This window comes from Hwanghaeella sp. LZ110 (assembly GCF_048892525.1).
GTDB lineage: Bacteria > Pseudomonadota > Alphaproteobacteria > UBA8366 > Aestuariispiraceae > Pacificispira.
The window spans coordinates 122,895-145,865 of record NZ_JBLZHT010000002.1; the positions used below are offsets into that span (position 1 = coordinate 122,895).

The window sequence follows — 22,971 nt, forward strand, 5'->3', positions numbered from 1 at the left end:
CGCTTACGCTGCCTTATCGCCTGTCCGCCGAACAAATCGCATCAGTGCGACTACAGCCGCCGGGGTTACGCCTGGCAAGCGGGCGGCCTGGCCAAGGGTGCGCGGCCGTCCCGCGGATAGCCGTTGAATCATTTCGTGGCTTAAACCGCCAACAGTGTTGAAATCCAGATCGTCTGGCAGATACAGCGATTCATCGCGGCGATAGGCGCGAATATCTGAATCCTGTCGTTGTAAATAGGCGGCATATCGGGCGTCGGTTTCAATTTGTGGCGCGACAGATGCGGGGATAGCCAGGAGGTCGGGCCAAAGCGCGCTTAACCGCTGTAAGGATAGGTCGGGCAATGCCAGCAGATCCATGGCGCTGCGCATCCGGCCATCCTGTCGCACGGCGATATCGTGTCGCGCCAATTCTTGAGGGGAAGCCTTGTGGTTTTCCAGAAGAGCCCGGGATTTGGTCAAGGCCTGTGATCGGGCCGACCAATGCTCTAGTCTTTCAGAGGACAGGCAGCCCAGCTCAGCGCCCAGCGGAGTCAGACGTTGATCCGCATTATCGGCCCGCAGGCGAAGGCGGTATTCGGCGCGGGAGGTAAACATACGATACGGTTCATCCGCCCCCCGGGTCGTCAGATCATCGATCATGACCCCGATGTAAGCATCTGCACGGTCCAGAATAAAGGGAACCGTCCCGCCCCCGACTTTATGGGCGGCATTCAGCCCTGCCATCAGACCCTGTGCGGCGGCCTCTTCATATCCAGTCGTTCCATTGATTTGTCCCGCAAGATACAGCCCCGCAATCTTTCGGGTCTCCAGCGTTGGATGCAGTTCTCTTGGATCGACATGATCATATTCAATCGCGTAGCCGGGCTGAAGAATGGCTGCATTCTCCAAACCAGGAATGGTTTTCAGAAAGGCGGCCTGGATGTCCCGCGGCAGAGAATTCGAGAGTCCATTCGGATAAACTGTGTGGTCGTCCAGCCCTTCTGGCTCCAGGAAGATCTGGTGCCGTGGCTTATCTGCGAACTTCACCACCTTGTCTTCAATCGACGGGCAATAGCGCGGACCTATGCCGGAAATCATGCCACCATATAAGGCGGAATGGGCCAGATTGTCGTGGATCACCTTATGGGTGATCTGATTGGTATAGGTAATATGGCAGGCAATCTGCGGGACGGTGATGGACTCCGTTAGTGCAGAAAATGGCTCCGGCACTTCATCTGCATCCTGTTTCTCCAGGATTGCATAATTGATTGTGCGCCCGTCCAGTCGGGGTGGCGTGCCGGTTTTTAGGCGACCAAGGGCAAAGCCAAAACGCTCCAGAGTCAGGGCCAGGCCGACAGCCGGGGCATCTCCGATACGGCCAGCGGGTGTGCGTTCGTGGCCGCAATGAATCATACCGCGCAGGAAAGTCCCGGTGGTCAGAACCACAGCGCCCGCACGAAGGTCAGTGCCATCGGCCAATTTAATTCCGGTCAGGACCCCCTGCCCTGATACGATCAAATCTTCTACCGCGCTGGCATAAAGGGTCAGATTGGGTTGGGCCCGCAGGGTTCCCTGCATCGCGTTGCGGTACAGTTTTCGGTCTGCCTGACTTCTGGGGCCCTGAACAGCGGGGCCTTTACTGCGATTCAGGACCCGGAATTGTATGCCAGCTTGGTCAGCGACCCGCCCCATAATACCGTCAAGGGCATCAATTTCCCGAACCAGATGCCCCTTCCCCAGTCCACCGATGGCGGGGTTGCAGGACATTTCGCCTATGGTTTCTAGCTTGTGGGTGACAAGCAGCGTCTTGGCTCCCATGCGGGCTGCGGCCGCGGTCGCTTCACATCCTGCATGGCCACCGCCCACGACAATAACATCCCACTGCCCGGCTAAGGGGCGTGGGGTTGAAAGGGCGGTTTCTTTGGATAGCGCGGCCATTGTCAGTTCTCCTGCGGCGTCGCTTGTATAATCGTTCCTGCGTTCCGGGTCAATTGGCAGGGAGCCGCAATATAGTACAGCTGCGATATGGAGATTGTTTCACGTGAAACATACTGCGAAGGGTAGGAATGACGATCAACGGTAACGGAAGATCAGAACCATCCGTATCCATGATTGTTTCACGTGAAACAGATGTTCATTTCCCGATGCAAAATTCCTTGAAGACAACGTCCAGAACAGACTCAACATCAACACGTCCGGTAATGCGCCCCATCTCCATCAGGGCAACCCGAACATCCTCTCCCGATAGTGCCAGTTCCGGCTGAACCAGCGACGCCTCAAGCGCATCTGACGCGCGGCACAGTGCTTCTCGATGTCGAGCCCGAACAGCAACCGCCGCCGTCGCCTGACCATATTTATCTGCGCATATTGTGGTCATGGCAGATAACAAGTCCTGCAGCCCGACCCCGGTAACAGAAGAAATCCCAAACCGATAAGCATGGTTCTGCCAATCGCTGGGCGCGGAAACCATGTCACATTTTGTGAGAAGCTGGAAAACCGGTACTGACTCCAATACCTCAAATGGCGAGCGCATATCAAAGACCAGAGGGTCATCCGAAACCCAAAGTACAATGTCAGCTGTCTGCGCAGTTGAATGGGCCCGACGCACCCCTTCCCCTTCAACCGTATCGGGCGTATCGCGCAGCCCGGCAGTATCCGAAAGGGTGACAATATAGCCATCCAGGTCCAGGCGAACCTCAATAACGTCCCGGGTCGTTCCCGCGATTTCAGATACAATCGCCGCGTCCCGCCCCGCCAATTTGTTCAAAAGGGAAGACTTCCCAACATTGGGCGACCCTACGATAGCAACCCGCACGCCATCGCGTATGGCAGAGGACAGCGCGCCAAGCCTGATATCCTGCTGCCATTCCTGAATGAGCGTGGCGATGGCATCGCTGTTCTGATCCAGCATATCGGGCGGCAAATCATCCTCCGGAAAATCTACCGCTGCTTCAATCAGGGCAAGGATGCGGATCAATCGATCCGTCCAATCCTGGTATCGGTCATGCCCTGCACCGGTGGCCAGGCGCAGCGCCAACCGGCGTTGTGCTTCCGTTTCTGCGGCAATCAGATCCGCCAGGGCCTCCGCTTCGGTCAAATCCATATTGCCATTGGCGAAGGCGCGGCGGGAAAATTCCCCGGCTTCGGCCAAGCGACAGCTGGGATAGTGACCAAGCGCTGTCAATACTGCTGCGATGGTCGCCGCCCCGCCGTGGCAATGCAGTTCAATAACATCCTCCCCGGTGAAAGATGCGGGGCCCGGAAAGTAAAGGACCAGGGCGTCGTCCAGAACGTCTGGGTCCGACGCAGTATCAAATGTGGGTTGATACAGTTTGCGTCGGTGGGCGCGTCTTGGCTGTGGTACCCATTGAGATCCAGTTGGTTGCCGCAAAAGAAGGGATTGAAGAGCTGGCAGTGCATCTGGGCCAGACAGACGTATAACCGCAATACCCGCCGGTGCGGGTCCGCTGCTGAGCGCAAATATCGTATCACTCATTGAAGAGGTGCTCGCCTGTTGTCACTATTGTTCAGGGCCTGGCAGCGTGGGTGATGCTTACGTCAGCCCTTATCGCCTGAAGACGGGTCTTTCGAAGTGCTGGCCATTTGGGCCCAGAACATCTTTTGTAATTGCTCCATCCCCTGCAGCCCAGCTGGAAGCCAGGTCTGGAACAAAGCCTCCGGTTCCAGCGCTTTTAGATTCGCCTCCATGCGTTCCTGAACTTGCTCCATCAGGGCTTCCTGCATCGGGGCGACATCAGGAAGACCCAGGAACTTCCGGGCTTCATCCGGGGTGCAATCAATATCGACAGTGATTTTCATCTATGCTCTCCCGCGTTTGCGCTCATGATACAACAGCAAATCAAAACTGCCAGACTTTACCTTGGAGAATTCGCCCCTTCCCCTTATGTACAAGGGACAGCACCTGTGCAAGAGACCGGGGTTGTTGCCCACAACGCCACAAAGGCACAATAGGCCATCGCGACCGTTAGGAGTAGTTATGTCTGCCAATATGTTGAACCAGGAAACCAGTCCTTATCTTCTGCAGCACAAGGATAATCCGGTCCATTGGCGCGCCTGGGGTCCGGACGCCCTAGCGGAGGCTAAGGCCCAGAACAAACCGATCCTGTTGTCCGTCGGCTATGCGGCCTGTCATTGGTGCCATGTTATGGCGCATGAAAGCTTTGAAAATCCAGATATCGCAGATCAGATGAACAGGCTTTTCATTAACATCAAGGTGGACCGGGAAGAACGCCCGGATATTGATACAATTTATCAGTCTGCATTGAGCATGTTGGGCCAACAAGGCGGATGGCCCCTGACGATGTTTCTGACCCCGGATGGGGACCCTTTCTGGGGCGGCACCTACTTCCCTCCCGACGAGAAATGGGGGCGTGCCGGATTCACTCAGGTCTTGTCGGCAATCTCAAAGACATATCATGAGGCCCCAGACAGGGTGGGACAGAATGTCGATGCCCTGCGCACCGGTCTGGCGCAATTGGCATCCCCAAAGTCTGGTGGCATGATCGACCGGGATACGGCAGACGGGATCGCTCTGCGCCTCCTGGAGGCGATGGACACGGTTCATGGCGGCATCGGAGATGCACCCAAATTCCCACAGCCCTCTTTGCTGCGCCAACTTTGGGCGGCCGGAGAACGCAGCCATTCCGGAAATGCTTTCAAGCAGGCCGTCCTGCACACAATGCGCAAAATGTGTGAGGGTGGCATTTATGATCATCTGGGGGGTGGCTTTGCCCGCTACACGGTTGACCGCGCCTGGTTGATCCCGCATTTCGAAAAGATGCTGTATGACAATGCACAGCTTCTGGATCTGTTATGCCTGTGCTGGCTGGAGACGGGTGATGCCCTGTTCAAGCGCCGTGTGGAGGAGACTATTTTCTGGCTGCGTACCGATATGACGACCCCTGAAGGGGCTTTTGCCGCCGCCCGTGATGCCGATAGTGAGGGTGAAGAGGGAAAGTTCTATGTCTGGGATGCGGCAGAAATAGACTCCCTGCTGGGGGACCAGGCGGCGTTCTTCAAACAAATCTATGACGTATCGCCTCAAGGCAACTGGGAAGGAAAGACAATCCTGAACCGCCTTCCCCTTTCCGAACCGGTCACGGAAGAACAGGAAGCGCGTTTGGCACCCTTGCGGGCCATACTGTTTGCTGAACGTGAAAAGCGGGTGCCGCCCCTAAAGGATGACAAGGTTCTGACGGATTGGAACGGCATGACCATTGCAGCCTTCGCCAATGCCGGTCGCATCTTTGATCAACCGGAATGGGTGACGGCGGCAAGGCAGGCCTTTGATTTCATCACGGGTCCAATGTCACAAGATTCCAGATTACGCCACAGCTTCCGGGTTGGGCGTGCCAGACATACCGCGACATTGGATGATTATGCCGCCATGATGCGGGCGGCCCTGGCTTTGCTGGAGGCAACCGAAGACCAGAAATATCTATCTCATACCCAGAATTGGGCCGAAACTCTGGACCTGCACTATCATGATACGGAGGGTGGGGCCTATTTTCTAACGCCCGATGATGCCGAAGCCCTGGTTGTGCGGACCAAATCAGCGGGAGATAACGCCACGCCTTCCGGCAATGGGGTTCTGGTATCGGTGCTGGTGAAATTATATTGGCTGACGGGTAACGCCCAGTATCAATCGCGTGCAGAAGAAATCGTCACCGCCTTTTCCGGGGAAATGGAACGCAATTTCTTCCCTTATTCCACTCTGATCGATGGCGCGATGTTGTTGCGGTCGGGACTCCAGATCGTGCTGGTTGGCACATCGGGAGATCCGGCCCTCGATGCGTTGCAGCAGGCCGCGCGCAATGTTCCATTGGCGGATCGATTGATAACTGTGATCGAACCCGGGATTGATCTGCCGCCTGATCATCCAGCCAGCGGCAAGGGGTTGGTCGATGGCAGGCCGGCCGCCTATATCTGTGCCGGGCCGGTGTGTTCCCTGCCCCTGGTGACGCCAGAAGCGATCACCGCGCATTTAAAGGCACAAGTGGGGTGATTGCTCTGCGGTGATAAGGCTTGGCGCAGCCCGCCTGGCACACTAGGCTTAATCAGAAATTCGGCAATTTATCCAATTAGATGGGGAGTATTCAGCATGGCAAAAGCAGTACGGGTTCATGGTGTCGGTGGACCGGAAGTGATGGCTTATGAAGATATTACCGTTGGTGATCCCGGCGCCGGGGAAGTTCGCCTGAAGCAGGATTTCGTGGGTCTGAACTACATCGATACCTATCACCGCACCGGGGCGTATCCTATGCCCACGCCCTTTACGATTGGTCTGGAAGCCGCCGGTATCGTGGATGCTGTTGGCGACGGCGTTGATGCGTTCAAACCGGGCGATCGTGTTGCCTATGCCGCGCCGCCCATTGGTGCCTATGCCAGCGAGCGACTGATTCCCTGGCATCGCTTGATCAAATTGCCAGACAGCATCAGCACGGAAAAGGCCGCCGGGATGATGCTGCAGGGCATGACGGTGGAATATCTTTTGCGTCGAACCTATCCGGTGAAGAAAGGCGATACCGTTCTGTTCCAGGCCGCCGCCGGGGGCGTCGGTCTGATCGCCTGTCAATGGCTCAAACAAATTGGCGCAACGGTGATCGGCACGGTTGGATCCGAAGAAAAGGCCGAACAAGCCAAGGCCCATGGCTGCGATCATATCATTTATTACAACAAGGAAGATGTGGCCAAGAAGGTTCGGGAAATCACGGACGGCGCGGGTGTGCCTGTCGTCTATGATGGTGTTGGGAAGTCCACCCTGGACGGATCGCTGGATTCTTTGAAGCCTCGCGGTTTGTTCGTTTCTTTTGGCGCCGCCTCTGGTCCGATTGAGAATTTCAATCTGGGCGTTCTGTCGGCCAAGGGATCGCTGTTTATGACGCGCCCCACCCTGATGACCTATACCGCCAGCCGGGAAGACTTGGTGGAATCCGCAACGGCCTTGTTCGATGCGGTTGGCAAGGGCCTGAAGATTGAAATCAATCAGCGCTATGCGCTGGCGGATGCGGTTCAGGCGCATAAGGATCTGGAAGCCCGGAAGACAACCGGATCAACAATTTTCGTCGTCTGACCCGGTAATGGAGGATGTTTCCCTCTTTTCCGCCATTCTGGTCGGTGGAAAAGAGGGATTATCCTAGGTGTTTTGACTCATAAATTAGGTTTCATGCCTATAACTTTGGCCTCTTCCTCATTTTTGGGCCTTATACCCAATTTAGACCCAATATCTAGGGGGTCTAGCCTTGATCCTAACTACATTTGTCGTCATAGAGCGGGTTCGGTTCCAACTCAACCCGTCAAAATGTCATAACAAAGCCGACGGCCTTCCAAAACCCCGCCATTTCTGACAGAAGAACCCGAATAATCCAGCATCGCATGAGGACCTTAATCCAATGTCTCAGAAGACGATCCCTTTCACGCCCCTGGTCGACAGCCTGCCCGCCGCAATTCCCTTTATCGGGCCGGAAACGCTGGAGCGCCAGCGGGGCAAGCCCTTTGATGCCCGGATTGGTGCGAATGAAAGCGCTTTTGGCATGTCCCCCAAGGCCATCGCAGCAGTGATTGAGGAAGCGCCCCGCAGCGCCTGGTATGGGGATTCGCTCAGCTGGCCGTTGCGGGCGGCGCTGGCGGATCATCATGGCGTCGACCCCGATGAGATTCTGATTGGGGCCGGGATTGACGCCCTTTTGGGCAATGTCGTTCGAATCCTGGCAGGGCCCGGTGCAGCGGTTGTGACGTCTGCCGGGGCCTATCCAACCTTCAACTATCATGTGACAGGGTTCGGGGCCGCCCTGAAAACAGTTCCCTATCGCGACGATGCAGAAGACCCGGATGCCTTGATCGCCGAAATAAAGGAAACCGGCGCGCCCCTGGCCTATTTCGCAAATCCTGATAACCCGATGGGAACCTGGTATGATGCCGGGACGATCCAGCGGTTGATTGATCGCATCCCCGATGGCTGCGTTCTGGTCCTGGACGAGGCCTATATCGATTTCGCCCCGGATGGCACCGCGCCGGCGCTGGATCCAGCCAATCCAAAAGTGCTGCGCATGCGGACCTTTTCAAAAGCCCATGGCATGGCAGGCTTACGGATAGGATACACAATCGCCCATAAGGACTTGATTACCGGCCTGAACAAGGTTCGCAACCATTTTGAGAATAATCGCCTGGCCCAGGTGGCTGCCCTGGCATCCTTACAGGACCTATCCTTTGTTCAGTCCGTCTGTCAGGAAGTTGCCCGGGGCAGAGAAGAGATCAACGCCATCGCCAAGGGTCTGGGGCTGACAGCCCTGCCATCGGCGACAAATTTTGTCGCCATCGATATGGGGCGCGATGGAGATTATGCCCGCACAGTGCTGAAAGAATTGGATGCGCGCGGCGTTTTCGTGCGGATGCCAGGCGTTGCCCCCCTGGATCGGTGCATCCGGGTTACGGTCGGGACCCAACAGGACCGAAAGATCTTCGGAGAACGACTGACAGAAGTCCTCGCGTCCCTCGCGTAACGTCCATTGCTTCAGGCTTTATCGCCTTTTGTGCGGGGGGCGACAGGGGCGCGCCGCCATCGTGTGCTGAATCCGATCCGCCATTTCTTCCGGGGTCGGATCGCCCGGCACGGCTGCGTCCTTTACGGATATGCCAGCCTGATGCACGGTTTCGCGTGACCCGGATACAAGTGGATGCCACCAGGCCAGATCCTGGCCTTCCGCAACCAGCCGATAGGCGCAGGTTTCAGGCAACCAGTCTATTTCGTAGACTTTTTTCGGCGTCAGCTGCACACAGTCGGGGACATGGGTGAAACGGTTGGCATAATCGCCACATTGCGCCGTCGAACAGTCCAAAAGCGTGCAGGCAATATCGGTGATGTAATAATCATCGTTATCCATGTCCTGCATTTTGTGCAAACAGCACTGACCACAGCCATCGCACAGGCTTTCCCATTCGATGCGGTTCATATCCGCAAGCGATTTGGTCTTCCAAAAGGGTTGGTCCGGCAGCGTCATGAGGCCCTGTCTATCAGATGCAGAAAGGAACCGCACACATTTCCAATTGATAAGCCAATGGCTGCGGCGTTTTCGCCCAATGCGTCCTGTACCTGGAATAAGGGCTGGGCCGCCCCCTCATACTGGGTCGTTGCATAGTGGAATTCGTGGCCGGCCAGCTGGGTTCCTTTGCCCCAGGGCGCGCTGTCCGACAGTACTGAGGCGCGGCGATAGCCCAAATGCAGACGACGGCTTGCGAAACTGGTGCGCAGCGGCAACAACCCTGCCATCTGATGCGGCGTACCATCCGCGTCAGTCAGGCTCTCACCCAGAACCATATAGCCCCCGCATTCCCCGAAAATACAGCAGCCGCGCCCGGCAGCATCGCGCAGACCGGTCAGGAAATGCTGATTGCGGGCCAATTGACCCGCATGAAGCTCCGGATAGCCGCCGGGCAGATAAACCGCATCCGCATCAGCGGTCGGGGCTTCATTCGCCAGGGGGCTGAAGGGCAGGATGTCGGCCCCGGCCTGTCGCCATGCGGTCAGCAAATGGGGGTAACAGAAGGCAAAAGCAGTGTCTTGCGCGACAGCAATGCGTTGACCCAGGGGCGGTAAGCAGATTGTGTCTGTTGGTGTTGGTGCGACCGTCCCGGATTGCGCCACGCGGCGCAGCCCTTCCATATCCGCATGCTTGGTAACCCAATCCGCAGCCCGATTCAGAATGGCCTCAAGATCGGTGCGTTCCTGTGCCTGAACCAGACCCAAATGCCTGGATTTCAAGGTCAGGCCAGCTTCCCGTGGCAGGTATCCCAGACAGGGGATAGAAAGATCGCTATCGGCCAATGCCTGCTTCAACAGATGGTGATGGCGATCCCCGCCCACACGATTGAACAATACGCCAGCAATTTGAATATCACTGCGATGGGTGGCAAAGCCGCGCAGCGTCGCAATAGCAGACGCAGCCTGCCCCGCGACATCGACGATCAGGATAATCGGCCAACCGGTTTCTGCAGCAATATCCGCCGTCGAGCCTGATCCATCCGCCGCCCCGTCAAACAGGCCCATGACCCCTTCTGTGATAATCAGATCACTGTCCTGGCACAGGGCCGCGCGCAGCGTCGCGCGGGTTTCAGGGCGCATGGCCCAGGCATCCAGTGACAGTGATTGTCGCCTACAGGCAGCGCTGTGAAATCTGGGATCGATATAGTCAGGTCCGATCTTGGCCGGTGCCACGCGCAGCCCTTGGCGATGAAAGGCGCGCATCAGGGCCAGGGATATGGTTGTCTTGCCACTGCCAGACGCTGGCGCGGCGAGGATCAGGCCTGGTGTTCTGGACGTGACGCTCAACCGGCCTCTTCCCGACCCTGGCCCAGCGGGTCCGGATTCAGCACGCGACCATCCTTGATATGCCCCATCCAGTCCAAGGCGCTGCGCAAACGCACGACCGGACCAATGGCGATGACGGCAGGGGGTTCGACACCTTTGGCGACTTCTCCCGCTTCTTGCAAGGTGCATTCTGTGACCGTCATATCGTCGGTCGCGGCCTTGGACACAAAGGCGACGGCATCCATCGGATCGCGTCCGCCCTCTATCAACTGCTCTGCAATCCGGCCCATATGTTTGACGGCCATGTATAGGACGATCACCGGTGCGCCTGTCGCCAGGGCGGGCCAGTTCAACGTATCGGGAACCTCGCCTGTCATGGAATGGCCGGTGATGAAAGTAACGGATGAATTGGTATCGCGATGGGTCGCGGGAATACCGGCATAGGCCAATCCCCCGATCCCGGCCGTTACGCCTGGCACGATGCGGAAGGGAATTCCAGCCCCGGTCAGAGTCAGGGCCTCTTCGCCGCCGCGACCAAATACGAAGGGATCGCCGCCTTTCAGGCGCAGAACCCGCTTACCCTGGCGCGCGAATTCAATCAAACGCAAAGAGATCGACCGCTGTGTCGGGCTGGGTCGCCCGCCCCGCTTGCCCGCATAGACCATTTCCGCCGTACCTGGCGCATGGTCCAGAATGCGCTGATCGACCAGCGCGTCATAAACAATCACATCGGCCTGGCGCAGCGCATTCACGCCATGCAAGGTCAACAGGCCCGGATCGCCCGGCCCGGCCCCGACAAGCCAGACCCAACCGGGCTCAAATCGTGGCAGATCGTCTAACAGTTCTCGTTTCATTGCTCTAATATAAGTCCTATACAGGGGATTGCCTGTTCCTCCCGCGACATGATTACCGGATGGAAATGACAAACCAAACCACTACCCTATAAAGTCCAAGCGCTATGACACGCAAGCCCGACGATATTCGATTGCGCTCCGGCTGGACAACCGGGGCCTGTGCTGCTGCGGCGGCACGCGCGGCTTTTGGCATGTTGTGCGGCGGTCCGATACCAACAAAAATTGGCATCATCCTGCCCAAGGGGCAATGCCCGGTTTTCGATCTCATAGAGGCTGGGCGGGACACGGACTGCGCCTGGGCCGCTGTGGTAAAGGATGCGGGGGACGATCCTGATGTGACCCATGGTGCGACGATCCGTGCCACGGTCCGGTTCGGCGATGCGGGCACTGGCCTGCAGTTTCGGGCCGGTAAGGGTGTTGGCATGGTAACGAAACCTGGCCTGCCGATTCCGCCTGGGCAGCCTGCAATAAATCCAAAACCCCGCGAGATCATTGAAACCAATTTGCGCGCTGTGTTGACTGATCCACAGGATGCGCTGGACCTGGTTGTCGAAATTTCGATCCCGGGTGGCGAAGATATTGCCCAGAAAACCTGGAACCCAAGGCTTGGGATTGTCGGGGGTCTGTCTGTGCTGGGCACAACGGGGGTCGTGATCCCCTATTCCTGTAGCGCCTGGATCCATTCCATCCATCGCGGCATTGATGTCGCGCGGGCCAATGCCATGCCCCATGTGGCTGCGGCGACGGGCAAAACCTCGGAAGATGTTGCCCGAACCCTGTTTAATCTGCCGTTGGAAGCCACACTGGATATGGGCGATTTTGCGGGTGGTATGCTGAAATATCTGCGCCGCAATCCGCTGCCCCGGGTTACGATTGCAGGGGGGTTCGCCAAACTGGCAAAGCTGGCCCAGGGAAACCTGGATCTGCATTCATCCCGCAGCACACTGGATCTGACCCGGTTGGCGGATTTGGCCGGCAAGCTGGGGGCCGATCCGGCGCTGCAAGATCGGATTTCCGGGGCAAATACAGGGGCGGAGGCTTTGGCGCTGTGCCTTCAGGCCGACATTCCGATTGCCCAGGCCATCGCCCAGCATGCCAGAGATGTTGCATTGGCCAGTGCGGGGGCGACCCCTATCGATATACTGGTTGTGGGTCGCCAGGGCGAAATTCTGGCACAGGCCGGGGATTTTGCATGACTAAACCGCGCCTACTGATCCTGGGGGGAACGGGTGAGGCGCGCCAATTGGCGGCCCTGTTGGTGGATCAATACGACACAGTAACGTCGCTGGCGGGCAGAACCCAGGACCCAATGGCGCTTGCGGGGGCGGTTCGCCAGGGCGGCTTTGGTGGTGTGTCCGGCTTTCTGGCATATCTGGAACAGAATCGACCCGCCGCAGTGATCGATGCGACCCATCCCTATGCGGCGCGGATGGGGACAACGGCGGTGCAGGCGACGGCGCAGATGCATATCCCCTTCCTGCGGCTGGAACGCCCGGCCTGGATTCAGCAACCCGGCGATGACTGGCATCTCTTTGAAACGGTTGAAGCCCTTGCTGAGCGGTTGCCGAATTTGGGCACGCATGGATTGATCACGCTGGGCGGGGCCAATCTGGGTGCCTTTTCCAGGGCGACAGGCATGCGCCTGACCCTGCGGGCCATCGATCCCCCTGACCCGTTGCCGGATCATCCGGCAATCCAGGTATTATTGGATCGCGGTCCGTTTACGCTGGAAAGTGAACGTGCATTGCTGACCAGACTTGGCATTGACGTGCTGGTTGCACGAAATGCCGGGGGCAGCGCAACGCGGGCCAAAATCGATGCCGCGCGGATGCATAAACTGCCCGTCGCTCTCTTGGCACGTCCTGCCAGACCAGATAGTAATTATGTGAATACTGTTGCTGCGGCGGTCCGATGGGTAGAGGGGCTGAACCTATGATTTCGGTCTTGTGATCAGGTGCCTTTGAACCCAATTAAGACCCAGGCCAGCGCATGCCCGCACGTGGCACCAGCACACCGCAAAGGAGATTGACCCGATGAAGCACCAGCATTTTGCCTTTGCCCTGTTGCTGGCCCTGGCACCTCTGGTCGCCCCGTTGACCGCACCAAAGGTTCAGGCGCAGACCGTGATTGGCGGGGATCCGGAAATGCTGACCGCATTCAAGCGCGGCAATCTGCCAAAAGTTAAATCCCTGGTCATTCGGGGTGACAATCCATCCATGACGGATTTCGATGGTCGCAATGGGATCACGATCGCTGCGCGCAATGGGCATTACAATATTCTGGATTATCTGTTGCAGCTGAACACCCCGATTGACCATCAGGACAATATCGGAAATACGGCCCTGTTCTGGGCGGCGGAAGATGGGGATTATGACATGGTCGCCTATCTTCTGGACAAGGGGGCGTCAGTGGATATCCGAAATGGTCGTGGGTTGACCCCGGTGATGACGGCGGCCCGCGCCGGATATTTGGATATACTTGAGCTTTTAATTGATCATGGCGCGGATTTGACCATTCGTGATTATACCGGTCGCAGCCCCCTGGATTGGGCCCGCGACAGCCGCACACCTGGCGTAGAACAGGCCCTTATTCGGGCCGGCGCGCAATAGGGCTACTTGGGATATGACAGCCATTCATAGCGCCAGCAGGGAAGCGTCCCGAATGGCAATTAGGCGGATGGGCTGAACGCGGCCCCGAATTTCTGCCTCATGTTCTTCGTACGGTAGCGCACCCAGGGAGATATCCGCTGTCTGCAACATGGTTTTCGACGCCACAAGCTGGGCACCATAGTCCTTTGTTAGGGCTTCCAACCGGCTGGCGGTATTGACGGCATCCCCAATTGCGGTCAATTGCGTGGCGCGGCCATAGCCCATTTCGCCAACAATGACCGATCCAACATGAATGCCGATGCCTATGCGCAAGGGCTCATCCAGGTCCTGTTCCAGGCTTTTATTCAGGACGATCAATCGTTCCGACATACGTTTCGCCGCGATCAGGGCCTGACGACAGCCGTCTTCCGGTGTGGTTTCAATACCGAACAGGGCCATGATCCCGTCGCCGATGAACTTATCCAGATGCCCCCCGCTTTCTTCAATCGCCTTGCCCATAGCATCAAAATATCGGTTCAGCAGGAAAACCGTGTCATACGGCAGCCGGTCTTCACTGACCCTGGTAAATCCCCGTAGATCGCAGAACATGACGGCAATTGTGATCTCTTTGCCCTGGGCCATATCGGATCTGGCATAGCGATGGGATGCGGTTGCGGTATGGGGCAGCAGGGGCGTGATATGGATTTCACCGGATAGGGGAATGGCCTGACAGGCAAGGCGCACATCCGGCCCGGCGCGTACCCGTTTCAGGACTTTCAGTTCTTCTTCGCTGGGCGGGGGTAAAAGATCCTGACCCTGGCGGATGCGGACGCGACAGGTGGAACATCGCCCCCGTCCCCCGCATACACTGGCATGGGGATAGCTGCAGTCGCGACTGGCTTCCAGGATGCTGAGCCCTTGGGTAAAGCGATGATCGCGCCCATCATCATAATTCAGGATGACAAAGCCGGCCCGCTTCTGCACCTGACGCCGAACGAAACGGGCTGCAAGGCTGACTGTCAGCATGCCTGCAAGGGCCAGCAACAGGGCGTCCTGAATCTGGTACAACACCATTTGATCGGATTGCGACAGAGATCCCACTTCGCGCAGCACAACCCGCACCCAGGCAGGATTGTCGGTCAGGGCGGCGGCTTCTGTCCCGGCCTTATAGAAACCGGTCAGTGCCAGGGCGGGCCAAAGTATCGCCAACCCGAACAGGCCAAACCGGATTCCGGGCCAGAATGGCTTCAGGCGCAGCCAGTAATACAGGCCCAGACAGCCATGAAACCAGGCAACAATCAGGGCGGCCGCCTGCCGCCATCCAGACATCGTGTCATATTTCAAATAGATTGCCATGATCCAGGGATAGCTGGGCTGAATGCCATATTGCATAGCGGCGATGCGGGTACTGACAACGTGCAGACACAACAATGCGGGTACCGCAATGCCAGAGGCTAACTGGACTATTTCCCCCAGGCCGATCCCCTTCCAGCGATGGCGGGTATAAATCGCATAAAAGCCAAGTGCCATATGGATTGCCATCGCGCCATACAGCAGGATCAGCCCCGGCCAGCTTTCCCAGAAGCCATGCAGACTGGGCCGGACGAATTCCATGATCGCCAGGGAATGATTGCCCAGAATCAACGGGATCAGATGCAGAGAGATATAGGAAAACAGGATCAGGCCGGTAATAAGGCGCAGACGGCGTATCATCACAACCGGTTCCTAATGGGGCGCATTCGGCGCGGTGACGGCAAAGCATCATGCGCAAGCATGAGCGTAAACATAACCCCAAGCATCATGCGCAAGCATGAGCGTAAACATAACCCCAAGCATCATGCGCAAGCATGAGCTTAAACATAACCCCAAGCATCATGCGGCAGCATGAGCTTAAATATAAGTCCTACCATCATGCGGCAGCATGAGCTTAAACGTGATCCTTTAAATCATGCGCATTTACCAAAATGATCCTATCCGGAATGGACGTCTCCCTTGGGGTGGATCGCATCCTGATCTTCGACTGCGGCCTCTCGCTGTGCCAGAATCTTCTTGCGCGCAGTGCCGCTTTCAACATCGGTCAGGCCCAACATGCCAGAGATACGGCGAATAAGGTTGGCTTCGTGGTCGTGCAACTCGCCGTCCGAATAGACGACATCCCACAGCATTTCGACCAGGGAAATGCGCTCCTCATGATCAAAATGGTCATTGACGACCCGCAGGAAGGAATAGATATCGACGGCGGCTTCTGCCTTGGCTTCGCTTTCTGTCAGGATTTGGTGGACTTCTTCCCGCGGGACGCCGAAATGGCGTTCGATCAGCACGCCGATACGGGTTCGCTCCACCTCATCAATATGGCCATCGGTCATGGCCGCCTGAATCAACATCGCCGCAGCAGCAATGTGCAGTTCTCTTTGCTCGCGCTCGCTCGAATGATTGATTTTGGGATCGGCGGAAAAGAAGTCTTTTAATTTGCTTAGCATTGGGGTGATTTTGTCCTCTGGTGATGCGTTTTCAGTCTTAAGGCCCGCTTTCGGTACCAATATGAATGTCTGATACCCATATAAATATCAGGAATCACGTGAGTGTAGCAATTTGATCGACGGGTTCAAACTCCATCCGGCCTATCTTGATCGACAGACCCAACACAGTCTTGTGATGGAGATACGCGCCTGTCTGATTACGGCTCCTCTTTTTACCCCGGCTCTGCCCCGCTCTGGCAAGCCATTCAGCGTGCGGATGAGCAATGCGGGACCCCTGGGCTGGGTTTCAGATCAGCAGGGCGGGTATCGTTATCAAGCGCATCATCCCGTGACCGGGTCGCCCTGGCCTGCAATACCAGACCTTGTTTTGAAGATATGGGATGATTTAAGCGGATATCCAGCGCCACCGGAGGCCTGTCTGATCAATTGGTACGGGCCGGACGCGCGGATGGGCCTGCATCAGGACAAGGACGAGGCGGCGCGCGATGCGCCGGTTCTGTCCATTTCGCTGGGGGATACAGCCCTGTTTCGCATCGGCGCGGCGGCCAAGGGTACGCCCACCCGCTCCTTGCGTCTGAGTTCCGGCGATGTCGCGCTGTTGTCGGGTGATGCGCGGGAGTCACGCCATGGCATCGATCGGCTGATGCCGGGCACGTCGACCCTGTTGGATGCGCCGGGTCGGATTAATCTGACTCTGCGGCGGGTGACGGTGCCAGCAACCCCACCTGGTTAGGGTCCCGACCACCTAAGGAAGAATCCGGTCGATCCTGTTCGTATCAATTTCCAGGGCATGCAGTTCAATTTCGCGTGTCGCCTGTAAGGTCAGTTCTTTTAACAACAGGCGTTTGCCATGGGATATCGGCTCGCGCGATTGCATGTCGATGATACATAACGTGCCGATCCTGGCCCCATTGCGCATGACAAGGGGGGCACCGCAATAATATCGAATATAAGGCTCTCCGGTGACCAGAGGGTTTTCAGCAAATCGCGGGTCTTCCAGCGCGTTTGGTACTTCCATAATGTCGGCGTTTTGAATGGCGCGTGCGCAAAACGAGATTTCCCGTGACGTTTCCTGTACCGACAGACCTTGAAGGGACTTGAACCACTGACGCGACTCGTCGACCAGAGAGATCAAGGCAATCGGAGCATTAAATATATGCGTCGCCAAACTGGTGATCCGGTCAAATTCTGGTGTCGGACCCGTATCCAGAATTTCCAGGTTTCTTAAAGTCTTCAGGCGTTTGCTCTCGTCCATGATCCTCGGCCCTTGATGCCTTTATGCTAGTATGACGGAATATGTGGTCAAGGCACCAGCCCCCATTTCCTAACAGCCTGCCTGCGATTGTCCATAAAAAACCTGGGGCGACACAGAATTCCCGCTGACAGGCCCCGTTGGTTGCGGCATAAAGCCTGTTATGGTTGCACATGTTACAACAGTCGCGTTCCACGGCATTGATACCATGCCCATTGACGTCCAGGTCCAGCTGACCTCGGGCCTGCCCAGCTTTGCCGTGGTGGGATTGCCTGACAAGGCGGTGGCGGAAAGCCGGGAGAGGGTGCGCGGCGCCCTGGCTGCCATCGGTCTGGCGCTGCCGCCCAAGCGGATCACCGTCAATCTGTCGCCTGCCGATGTTCAGAAGGAAGGCAGTCATTTCGACCTGCCCATCGCACTTGGCATGTTGGTCGCGATGGAGGCGATCCCCAGTGATGCGCTGGACGGCTATCTGGCACTGGGCGAATTGGGTCTGGATGGGCGCATCGCGCCGGTCGCGGGGGTGCTGCCCGCCGCCATGGCCGCCATTGCCATGGACAAGGCGCTGATCTGTCCCGCCGCGCAAGGGGGGGAAGCCGCCTGGGCGGGCGAGATGGAAATCGCTGCCGCACCGGATCTGATCGCACTGATCAACCATCTGAATGGCAGCCAGATGATGGCGGTGCCCCAGCCAAAACTGGCCCCACCGCCCGGCGAGTTACCGGATCTGGCCGATATCAAGGGCCAGGAAACCGCCAAGCGCGCCCTGGAAATCGCGGCGGCGGGCGGTCACAACCTGTTGCTGATGGGCCCGCCGGGTGCGGGGAAAAGCATGCTGGCCTCGCGCCTGCCCGGCATTCTGCCGCCGATGTCCGCGACGGAGGCGCTGGAAGTCTCCATGATCCATTCGGTTGCCGGCCTCATGATCGACAGTGGCCTGTCCCATGCCAGACCCTTTCGCGATCCCCACCATTCCAGTTCGACTCCGGCTTTGGTGGGGGGCGGACAACGGGCCAAGCCGGGCGAAGTCTCCCTGGCCCATAATGGGGTTTTGTTCCTGGATGAATTGCCGGAATTTCAGCGCGGCGCACTGGAATCCCTGCGCCAGCCACTGGAAACAGGCCGGGCCGTTGTGGCGCGGGTCAACGCCCATGTGACCTATCCCGCCCGGGTGCAATTGATCGCGGCGATGAATCCCTGCCGATGCGGGCATCTGGATGATCCCGACCTGGCCTGCAGCCGCGCGCCGCGCTGTGCGCTGGATTATCAGGCGAAAATTTCCGGCCCCCTGTTTGATCGGATTGACCTGTCGATTGATGTTCCCGCCGTCCGGGCCAGCGACCTGTCACGCCCGCCCCCTGCAGAAGGCTCAAAAGAAGTCGCCGCCCGCGTTGCTGCCGCAAGGGCGATCCAAACCGCCCGATTTGCCAGCCTGCCGGAAGCCCAGCGCCCCCGCACCAATGCCATGGCCGATGGCAAAATCCTGGAAGACATCGCCACCCCGGATGCGGAAGGCCGAAAACTCCTGACCGACGCCGCCGACCGCCTGAAACTCTCTGCCCGCGGCTATCACCGCGTCCTGCGCGTCGCCCGCACCCTGGCCGACCTGGACAATTCCCCCACCCTGCGCCGCTTGCACATCGCTGAGGCGCTCAGCTACCGTCGGGTCCAGGTACGGGGGTAGGGCATGAGGGGACGAAACCGTTGTTATATTGCACTGCAACGCTTGAATTTTGCGCCCCGCGCCCCCTTCTTAGCGGCTACACGGAAGCTTTGGGGAGAAGGTCGTGATTGAGCGTTTGCAACGGCTTGTCGAGTCGCGGGGGTTTCAGAATTTTATTCTGGCGGTGATCGTGCTGAATGCGGTCATTCTGGGGCTGGAGACATCCAAGACTGTGATGGCGGCGGTCGGGCCTGTGCTGAAGGCGCTGGATCGGATCGCGCTGGTGGTTTTTGTGATTGAGATCGGCCTGAAGTTGGTCGTCTATCGCCATCGCTTTTTTACCAATGCCTGGAATATCTTTGATTTCGTCATTGTTGGCGTGACGCTGGTGCCGGCGGGCGAAGGGGTTTCGGTTCTGCGGGCGTTGCGCATTTTGCGGGCATTGCGGCTGGTCTCCATGGTGCCGTCGATGCGCCTTGTGGTGCAGGCGCTGTTGCGCGCGATTCCGGGCATGGGATCGGTCATCATGCTGTTGTCGCTGGTGTTCTATATTGCCGCGGTCATGGCGACCAAGCTGTTCGGCGGATCGTTTCCCGATTGGTTCGGAACAATTGGGGAGTCGGTCTATTCCCTGTTCCAGATTATGACGCTGGAAAGCTGGTCGATGGGGATCGTGCGCCCGGTGATGGAGGTCTATCCCCAGGCCTGGCTGTTCTTTGTCGTCTTCATCCTGCTGACCACATTTGCGGTGCTGAACCTGTTTATCGCCATCATCGTGGACAGTATGAGTCAGGAACATAAGGCGCTGGAAAGCGATGGGGAGGATGCCTATCACCCCAACAATCAGGATATCATGGCGGAATTGAAGGCCTTGCGCGCAGAGGTTCGGGCCTTGCGGCAGTGAATTTGGGCGCAGGCGTCAGGTTCGGTCAGATGTTCCTATCTCTCTCAGTTGTTGTGCTGTGCACCCCCTTTCCGAAACGCGGCAAACGCGGTATGAGCGCGCCATGACAACCAGTTCTCCCATATCCAGCCCGGTTCCCGGCGGCGCCATGAGCAGTTTCATGGCGGGTGTGCGGGATTCGATTGGTATGACCTTTGGGGCGTTGATGTTCGGGTTGCTGTTTGGATCTGCTGCGACGGTTGCAGGCCTGACGATGCCACAGACCGTATCGATGAGCGCCTTTATCTTTGCAGGCACCGCGCAGTTTGCGACCCTGGCCTTATGGCAGCCCGATATGCCGCTGTTTGCGGTGGCGGTTTCCGTGGCGATGGTGACCAGCCGCCTGACCCTGATGGGCCTGTCCTTGGCCCCGACCATTCGGTCCATGCCGCCCTGGATCAAGCCAGCGGGTGTGTTTGTCATTAATGATGCCGCCTGGGTATTGACCCTTCAGGCCCGCAGTGTATCCAGCAAGGCGGGCTATTTCTTTGGGATCTCCGCCCCAATGTACACGTTATGGGTGGCAGCCACGGTGGTGGGTGTTTTTCTGGCAGGGTTCTTTGATCCGGTGACGGCGAAAAGTCTGGCCTTCGCCGGGATTGTTTTTCTGTCGGTGTTGGTTGGCATGGTGGTGCGCGGCGTCGATGCGCCCCGCCCGCCGCTCATTGTTGCGGCGGTTGTCGGGATTGCCCTGGATGGCGTTCTGGCAACCGGGCCGGCAATCTTGATCGCAGTTGCAGCGGGGGGCATTACCGCCCTGGCCGTGGAAATGGCGCGCGATGACCACTGATATTGCACAGCCGGATGCCTGGCTGGCCTATCTGACCATCTTTATGGCGGCGGGGCTGGTCTTAGCGCTGCGGGCGGCGGGCGTTCTGGGTGCGCATTTTCTGCGCACCGGCCCTCGGACTCAACGGATTGTGAATGCCCTGCCCGGATGTGCGCTGGCGGCGATTGTCGCGCCTGCGGCGATGCGTGGCACGCCGACGGACATCTTTGCCGTGGCCGTCACCTTCAGCCTGTTTCTTTGGACCGGTCGGACAATTCTGTGCATGGTTCTGGGTGTCAGCCTGTGCCTGTTGGGCGCCCATTGGCAGGCCGGAAATCTGTTTTGAGCGTCAGCCCCGCCTGCCTCAGGCGGGCGCACTGACTTCAATCACGCCGATCAGGCTGTCACGGGTCACCAGCTGCGCCAATTGCGTTTCATCCATCCCGTCGGTTCCTTCGGGGCGCATGGGCAGGATCATATAGCGCATATCTGCTGTGGAATCATGCACCCGCACCTCGCGCTGTGGTGCGATTTCGGTGCCGAATTCTGACAGGACGGTTCGGGGGTCGCGGACCACCCGGCTGCGATATTCCCGGCTTTTGTACCAATCGGGTGATTTCCCCAACAGGAAGACTGGATAACAACTGCATAAGGTGCAGACGATCACGTTATGGACGTCGGGCGTGTTTTCCATCACCAACAGCGGGGCCGGCCCGGTATCAATGCCAATTTCGGCAGCGGCCTCTTTCGCATTGGTCAACAGCTTCGCCTTAAAGGCAGGATCCACCCAGGCCCGGGCGGTGATCTTCGCCCCCAATTCTGGCGTGCGGCCCTGCATATATTCAATCGTGTCGCGCAGATCGCCGCCGGTGAAGACCCCTTTTTCGATCAGCAGTTCCGCCACCGCATCCGCCAACGCCTGATGATAGGTCGGGGGCGTGTCTTCCAGATCCTTGCGCGGTGCATGGGGATCGGGGTGATCATGGTCATGATGGTGGGGGTGATCGTGGCTCATTGCGCGGTCTCCAGCCAGTGTTCAAAAACTTCAATATCGACGGTGTCTTTTTCAGGGCCGATATAGTCGGGCCACAGGGTTTTTTGCTGAAAGCGGACACGATACAGCGTCACAACCGAGTCGCCGGTCCGGCCATAGGCCAGTTCTTCCGGATTGTGGAACTGCCCGCAAATCCGCTCAATCCGGCCCGACAGGCCGCGACAATAATAGGGCGTGCGGACGTGACCGGGGGGTGTGGCCCAGCGAACCCGCACTTCATCTCCGACAGAAAATCGCATGCCTCAATGCTCCGGCGAAGAGGCGGGGGCGTGGCGGGCTTTGACTTCTTCCAGTTTGCGGCCCAGCTCGTCGACATGGATCACGCCTTTTTCGATCAGCACATTGGCGACCGACGCAATCCAGCGTTCGTAATAGGTCAATTCATCGTAAATTCCGGGGCCCATATCTTCGATGCCCCGGCGCAATTCATCAATGCGCATCAAGGGGCCGCTTTTGGGGTTGGATAACAGGCGCACGATGGCGTCGGTTTTATTCTCCCAGGGTTCGAAAGTGTGTTCCGTGCGGGCGACAGGGCCTGCATCCAGGCCGCCCATATCATGGTGTCTTCGCTCTATCACGATGCCGCTATTCCTTTGGCTGCGATTGTTCCAGTTTCGATATAAAGCCCTTGATCGTATCAATATGATTGGGAAAAAGGAATACCATCGAACACCCAATTCGGCCCTCGACAACCCGGCGGACGGTCAGCTTCACCGGAATCTCATACTGTTCTTCAACCTGTTGTAAGACCAGGAAACCATTGATTTCCTGCCCAGTGGTAAAGATACCAGGGTCTTCCGCCTGGAAACCCAGTCCATTGGCGCTCAGGTCATCCAGCGGTAAGGGGCGGTCCTTGATTTCAATGAACCCTGCGCGAAACGGATATCGCGCTTCTGATCGTGCTTCGGTATGTCGCATCCGGTAAACGGCCTCTGTCAAAATATTAACCATGATGGACGATTGCCGATTGCTTGGTCTTGTATACGTCCCAAATGTCTTCCTAGTATAGTCGCCTATTGTGCTTTGGGGAAACCCTGATACATCATTGGTTTGGATGGGGAT

24 protein-coding genes are annotated in these 22,971 nt (G+C 57.7%); 11 read left to right on the forward strand and 13 right to left on the reverse strand.

Annotated features, from left to right (window positions below):
* Window positions 1-3: 3 nt before the first annotated feature.
* The 3 genes from mnmG to ACOSDM_RS04285 form a co-directional block, all read right to left on the reverse strand.
* Window positions 4-1,917 carry a tRNA uridine-5-carboxymethylaminomethyl(34) synthesis enzyme MnmG gene (mnmG, locus tag ACOSDM_RS04275; protein WP_420723252.1) on the reverse strand — a complete coding sequence of 638 codons (1,914 nt, stop codon included), beginning with the start codon at window positions 1,915-1,917 and terminating at the stop codon, window positions 4-6.
* 196 nt (window positions 1,918-2,113) lie between these two features.
* The gene (gene mnmE / locus ACOSDM_RS04280) at window positions 2,114-3,475 is read right to left on the reverse strand and encodes a tRNA uridine-5-carboxymethylaminomethyl(34) synthesis GTPase MnmE (protein ID WP_420723253.1); all 1,362 of its coding nucleotides are present in this window, start codon (window positions 3,473-3,475) and stop codon (window positions 2,114-2,116) included.
* 62 nt (window positions 3,476-3,537) lie between these two features.
* The gene (locus ACOSDM_RS04285; protein ID WP_420723254.1) at window positions 3,538-3,798 is read right to left on the reverse strand and encodes a DUF6489 family protein; all 261 of its coding nucleotides are present in this window, start codon (window positions 3,796-3,798) and stop codon (window positions 3,538-3,540) included.
* Window positions 3,799-3,976: 178 nt separating this feature from the next.
* On the opposite strand from ACOSDM_RS04285, the gene ACOSDM_RS04290 reads away from it, so the two are divergent.
* From ACOSDM_RS04290 to ACOSDM_RS04300, 3 genes are all read left to right on the forward strand, one after another.
* Window positions 3,977-6,004 (forward strand): thioredoxin domain-containing protein, encoded by a 2,028-nt coding sequence (locus tag ACOSDM_RS04290; RefSeq protein ID WP_420723255.1) that lies wholly within the window; start codon window positions 3,977-3,979, stop codon window positions 6,002-6,004.
* Between the two features lie 96 nt (window positions 6,005-6,100).
* A complete protein-coding gene (locus tag ACOSDM_RS04295; RefSeq protein WP_420723256.1) occupies window positions 6,101-7,072 on the forward strand; it encodes a quinone oxidoreductase family protein in 972 nt (323 codons plus the stop codon).
* A gap of 319 nt (window positions 7,073-7,391) precedes the next feature.
* Window positions 7,392-8,501 carry a pyridoxal phosphate-dependent aminotransferase gene (locus tag ACOSDM_RS04300; protein ID WP_420723257.1) on the forward strand — a complete coding sequence of 370 codons (1,110 nt, stop codon included), beginning with the start codon at window positions 7,392-7,394 and terminating at the stop codon, window positions 8,499-8,501.
* 18 nt (window positions 8,502-8,519) lie between these two features.
* Here the strand turns inward: ACOSDM_RS04300 and ACOSDM_RS04305 are convergent, their stop codons facing one another.
* From ACOSDM_RS04305 to cobA, 3 genes are read right to left on the reverse strand one after another with little or no spacing between them, the layout of a single operon-like run.
* On the reverse strand, window positions 8,520-8,999 hold the full coding sequence (locus tag ACOSDM_RS04305) for a YcgN family cysteine cluster protein (RefSeq protein WP_420723258.1): 480 nt from the start codon (window positions 8,997-8,999) through the stop codon (window positions 8,520-8,522).
* Complete coding sequence (locus ACOSDM_RS04310; protein WP_420723259.1) at window positions 8,996-10,327, reverse strand: cobyrinate a,c-diamide synthase; 1,332 nt, start codon at window positions 10,325-10,327, stop codon at window positions 8,996-8,998. The genes ACOSDM_RS04305 and ACOSDM_RS04310 overlap by 4 nt, the downstream gene beginning before the upstream one ends.
* Entirely contained in the window at window positions 10,324-11,160 is an 837-nt protein-coding gene (cobA, locus tag ACOSDM_RS04315) for a uroporphyrinogen-III C-methyltransferase (protein WP_420723260.1), read from the reverse strand. Before cobA ends, ACOSDM_RS04310 begins: the two co-directional genes overlap by 4 nt.
* Before the next feature lie 104 nt (window positions 11,161-11,264).
* On the opposite strand from cobA, the gene ACOSDM_RS04320 reads away from it, so the two are divergent.
* The 3 genes from ACOSDM_RS04320 (at window position 11,265) to ACOSDM_RS04330 (ending at window position 13,769) form a co-directional block, all read left to right on the forward strand.
* A complete protein-coding gene (locus ACOSDM_RS04320; protein ID WP_420723261.1) occupies window positions 11,265-12,356 on the forward strand; it encodes a cobalt-precorrin-5B (C(1))-methyltransferase in 1,092 nt (363 codons plus the stop codon).
* Entirely contained in the window at window positions 12,353-13,096 is a 744-nt protein-coding gene (locus ACOSDM_RS04325; RefSeq protein WP_420723262.1) for a cobalt-precorrin-6A reductase, read from the forward strand. Before ACOSDM_RS04320 ends, ACOSDM_RS04325 begins: the two co-directional genes overlap by 4 nt.
* Before the next feature lie 97 nt (window positions 13,097-13,193).
* A complete protein-coding gene (locus tag ACOSDM_RS04330) occupies window positions 13,194-13,769 on the forward strand; it encodes an ankyrin repeat domain-containing protein (protein WP_420723263.1) in 576 nt (191 codons plus the stop codon).
* 24 nt (window positions 13,770-13,793) lie between these two features.
* On the opposite strand, the gene ACOSDM_RS04335 is transcribed toward ACOSDM_RS04330, so the two are convergent.
* Both ACOSDM_RS04335 and ACOSDM_RS04340 read right to left on the reverse strand, forming a co-directional pair.
* Window positions 13,794-15,461 carry an adenylate/guanylate cyclase domain-containing protein gene (locus ACOSDM_RS04335; protein ID WP_420723264.1) on the reverse strand — a complete coding sequence of 556 codons (1,668 nt, stop codon included), beginning with the start codon at window positions 15,459-15,461 and terminating at the stop codon, window positions 13,794-13,796.
* A gap of 257 nt (window positions 15,462-15,718) precedes the next feature.
* Window positions 15,719-16,228 carry a TerB family tellurite resistance protein gene (locus tag ACOSDM_RS04340; protein ID WP_420723265.1) on the reverse strand — a complete coding sequence of 170 codons (510 nt, stop codon included), beginning with the start codon at window positions 16,226-16,228 and terminating at the stop codon, window positions 15,719-15,721.
* 112 nt (window positions 16,229-16,340) lie between these two features.
* Between ACOSDM_RS04340 and ACOSDM_RS04345 the strand changes: the two genes are divergently transcribed.
* A complete protein-coding gene (locus tag ACOSDM_RS04345) occupies window positions 16,341-16,961 on the forward strand; it encodes an alpha-ketoglutarate-dependent dioxygenase AlkB (protein ID WP_420723266.1) in 621 nt (206 codons plus the stop codon).
* A 12-nt stretch (window positions 16,962-16,973) separates the two neighbouring features.
* Here ACOSDM_RS04345 and ACOSDM_RS04350 read toward each other — a convergent pair whose 3' ends face one another.
* Window positions 16,974-17,483 (reverse strand): GAF domain-containing protein, encoded by a 510-nt coding sequence (locus ACOSDM_RS04350; protein WP_420723267.1) that lies wholly within the window; start codon window positions 17,481-17,483, stop codon window positions 16,974-16,976.
* A gap of 160 nt (window positions 17,484-17,643) precedes the next feature.
* On the opposite strand from ACOSDM_RS04350, the gene ACOSDM_RS04355 reads away from it, so the two are divergent.
* The 4 genes from ACOSDM_RS04355 (at window position 17,644) to ACOSDM_RS04370 (ending at window position 21,201) form a co-directional block, all read left to right on the forward strand.
* Window positions 17,644-19,164, forward strand: a complete 1,521-nt coding sequence (locus ACOSDM_RS04355) for a YifB family Mg chelatase-like AAA ATPase (protein WP_420723268.1) — start codon at window positions 17,644-17,646, stop codon at window positions 19,162-19,164.
* Between the two features lie 103 nt (window positions 19,165-19,267).
* Window positions 19,268-20,047, forward strand: coding sequence for an ion transporter (locus ACOSDM_RS04360; protein WP_420723269.1), 780 nt, complete (start codon window positions 19,268-19,270; stop codon window positions 20,045-20,047).
* Between the two features lie 103 nt (window positions 20,048-20,150).
* Entirely contained in the window at window positions 20,151-20,876 is a 726-nt protein-coding gene (locus tag ACOSDM_RS04365) for an AzlC family ABC transporter permease (protein ID WP_420723270.1), read from the forward strand.
* Window positions 20,866-21,201: an AzlD domain-containing protein gene (locus ACOSDM_RS04370; protein WP_420723271.1), complete on the forward strand. Its 336-nt coding sequence runs from the start codon at window positions 20,866-20,868 to the stop codon at window positions 21,199-21,201. Before ACOSDM_RS04365 ends, ACOSDM_RS04370 begins: the two co-directional genes overlap by 11 nt.
* Before the next feature lie 18 nt (window positions 21,202-21,219).
* Here ACOSDM_RS04370 and ACOSDM_RS04375 read toward each other — a convergent pair whose 3' ends face one another.
* Genes ACOSDM_RS04375 through ACOSDM_RS04390 form a run of 4 tightly spaced genes read right to left on the reverse strand, consistent with a single transcriptional unit; the run spans window position 21,220 to window position 22,827 of the window.
* Window positions 21,220-21,870: a nitrile hydratase subunit alpha gene (locus ACOSDM_RS04375; RefSeq protein WP_420723272.1), complete on the reverse strand. Its 651-nt coding sequence runs from the start codon at window positions 21,868-21,870 to the stop codon at window positions 21,220-21,222.
* On the reverse strand, window positions 21,867-22,148 hold the full coding sequence (locus ACOSDM_RS04380; RefSeq protein WP_420723273.1) for an SH3-like domain-containing protein: 282 nt from the start codon (window positions 22,146-22,148) through the stop codon (window positions 21,867-21,869). Before ACOSDM_RS04380 ends, ACOSDM_RS04375 begins: the two co-directional genes overlap by 4 nt.
* A 3-nt stretch (window positions 22,149-22,151) precedes the next feature.
* Window positions 22,152-22,487 carry a hypothetical protein gene (locus ACOSDM_RS04385; RefSeq protein ID WP_420723274.1) on the reverse strand — a complete coding sequence of 112 codons (336 nt, stop codon included), beginning with the start codon at window positions 22,485-22,487 and terminating at the stop codon, window positions 22,152-22,154.
* Window positions 22,488-22,494: 7 nt separating this feature from the next.
* Window positions 22,495-22,827, reverse strand: a complete 333-nt coding sequence (locus ACOSDM_RS04390; RefSeq protein WP_420723275.1) for a PilZ domain-containing protein — start codon at window positions 22,825-22,827, stop codon at window positions 22,495-22,497.
* Window positions 22,828-22,971: the final 144 nt, after the last annotated feature.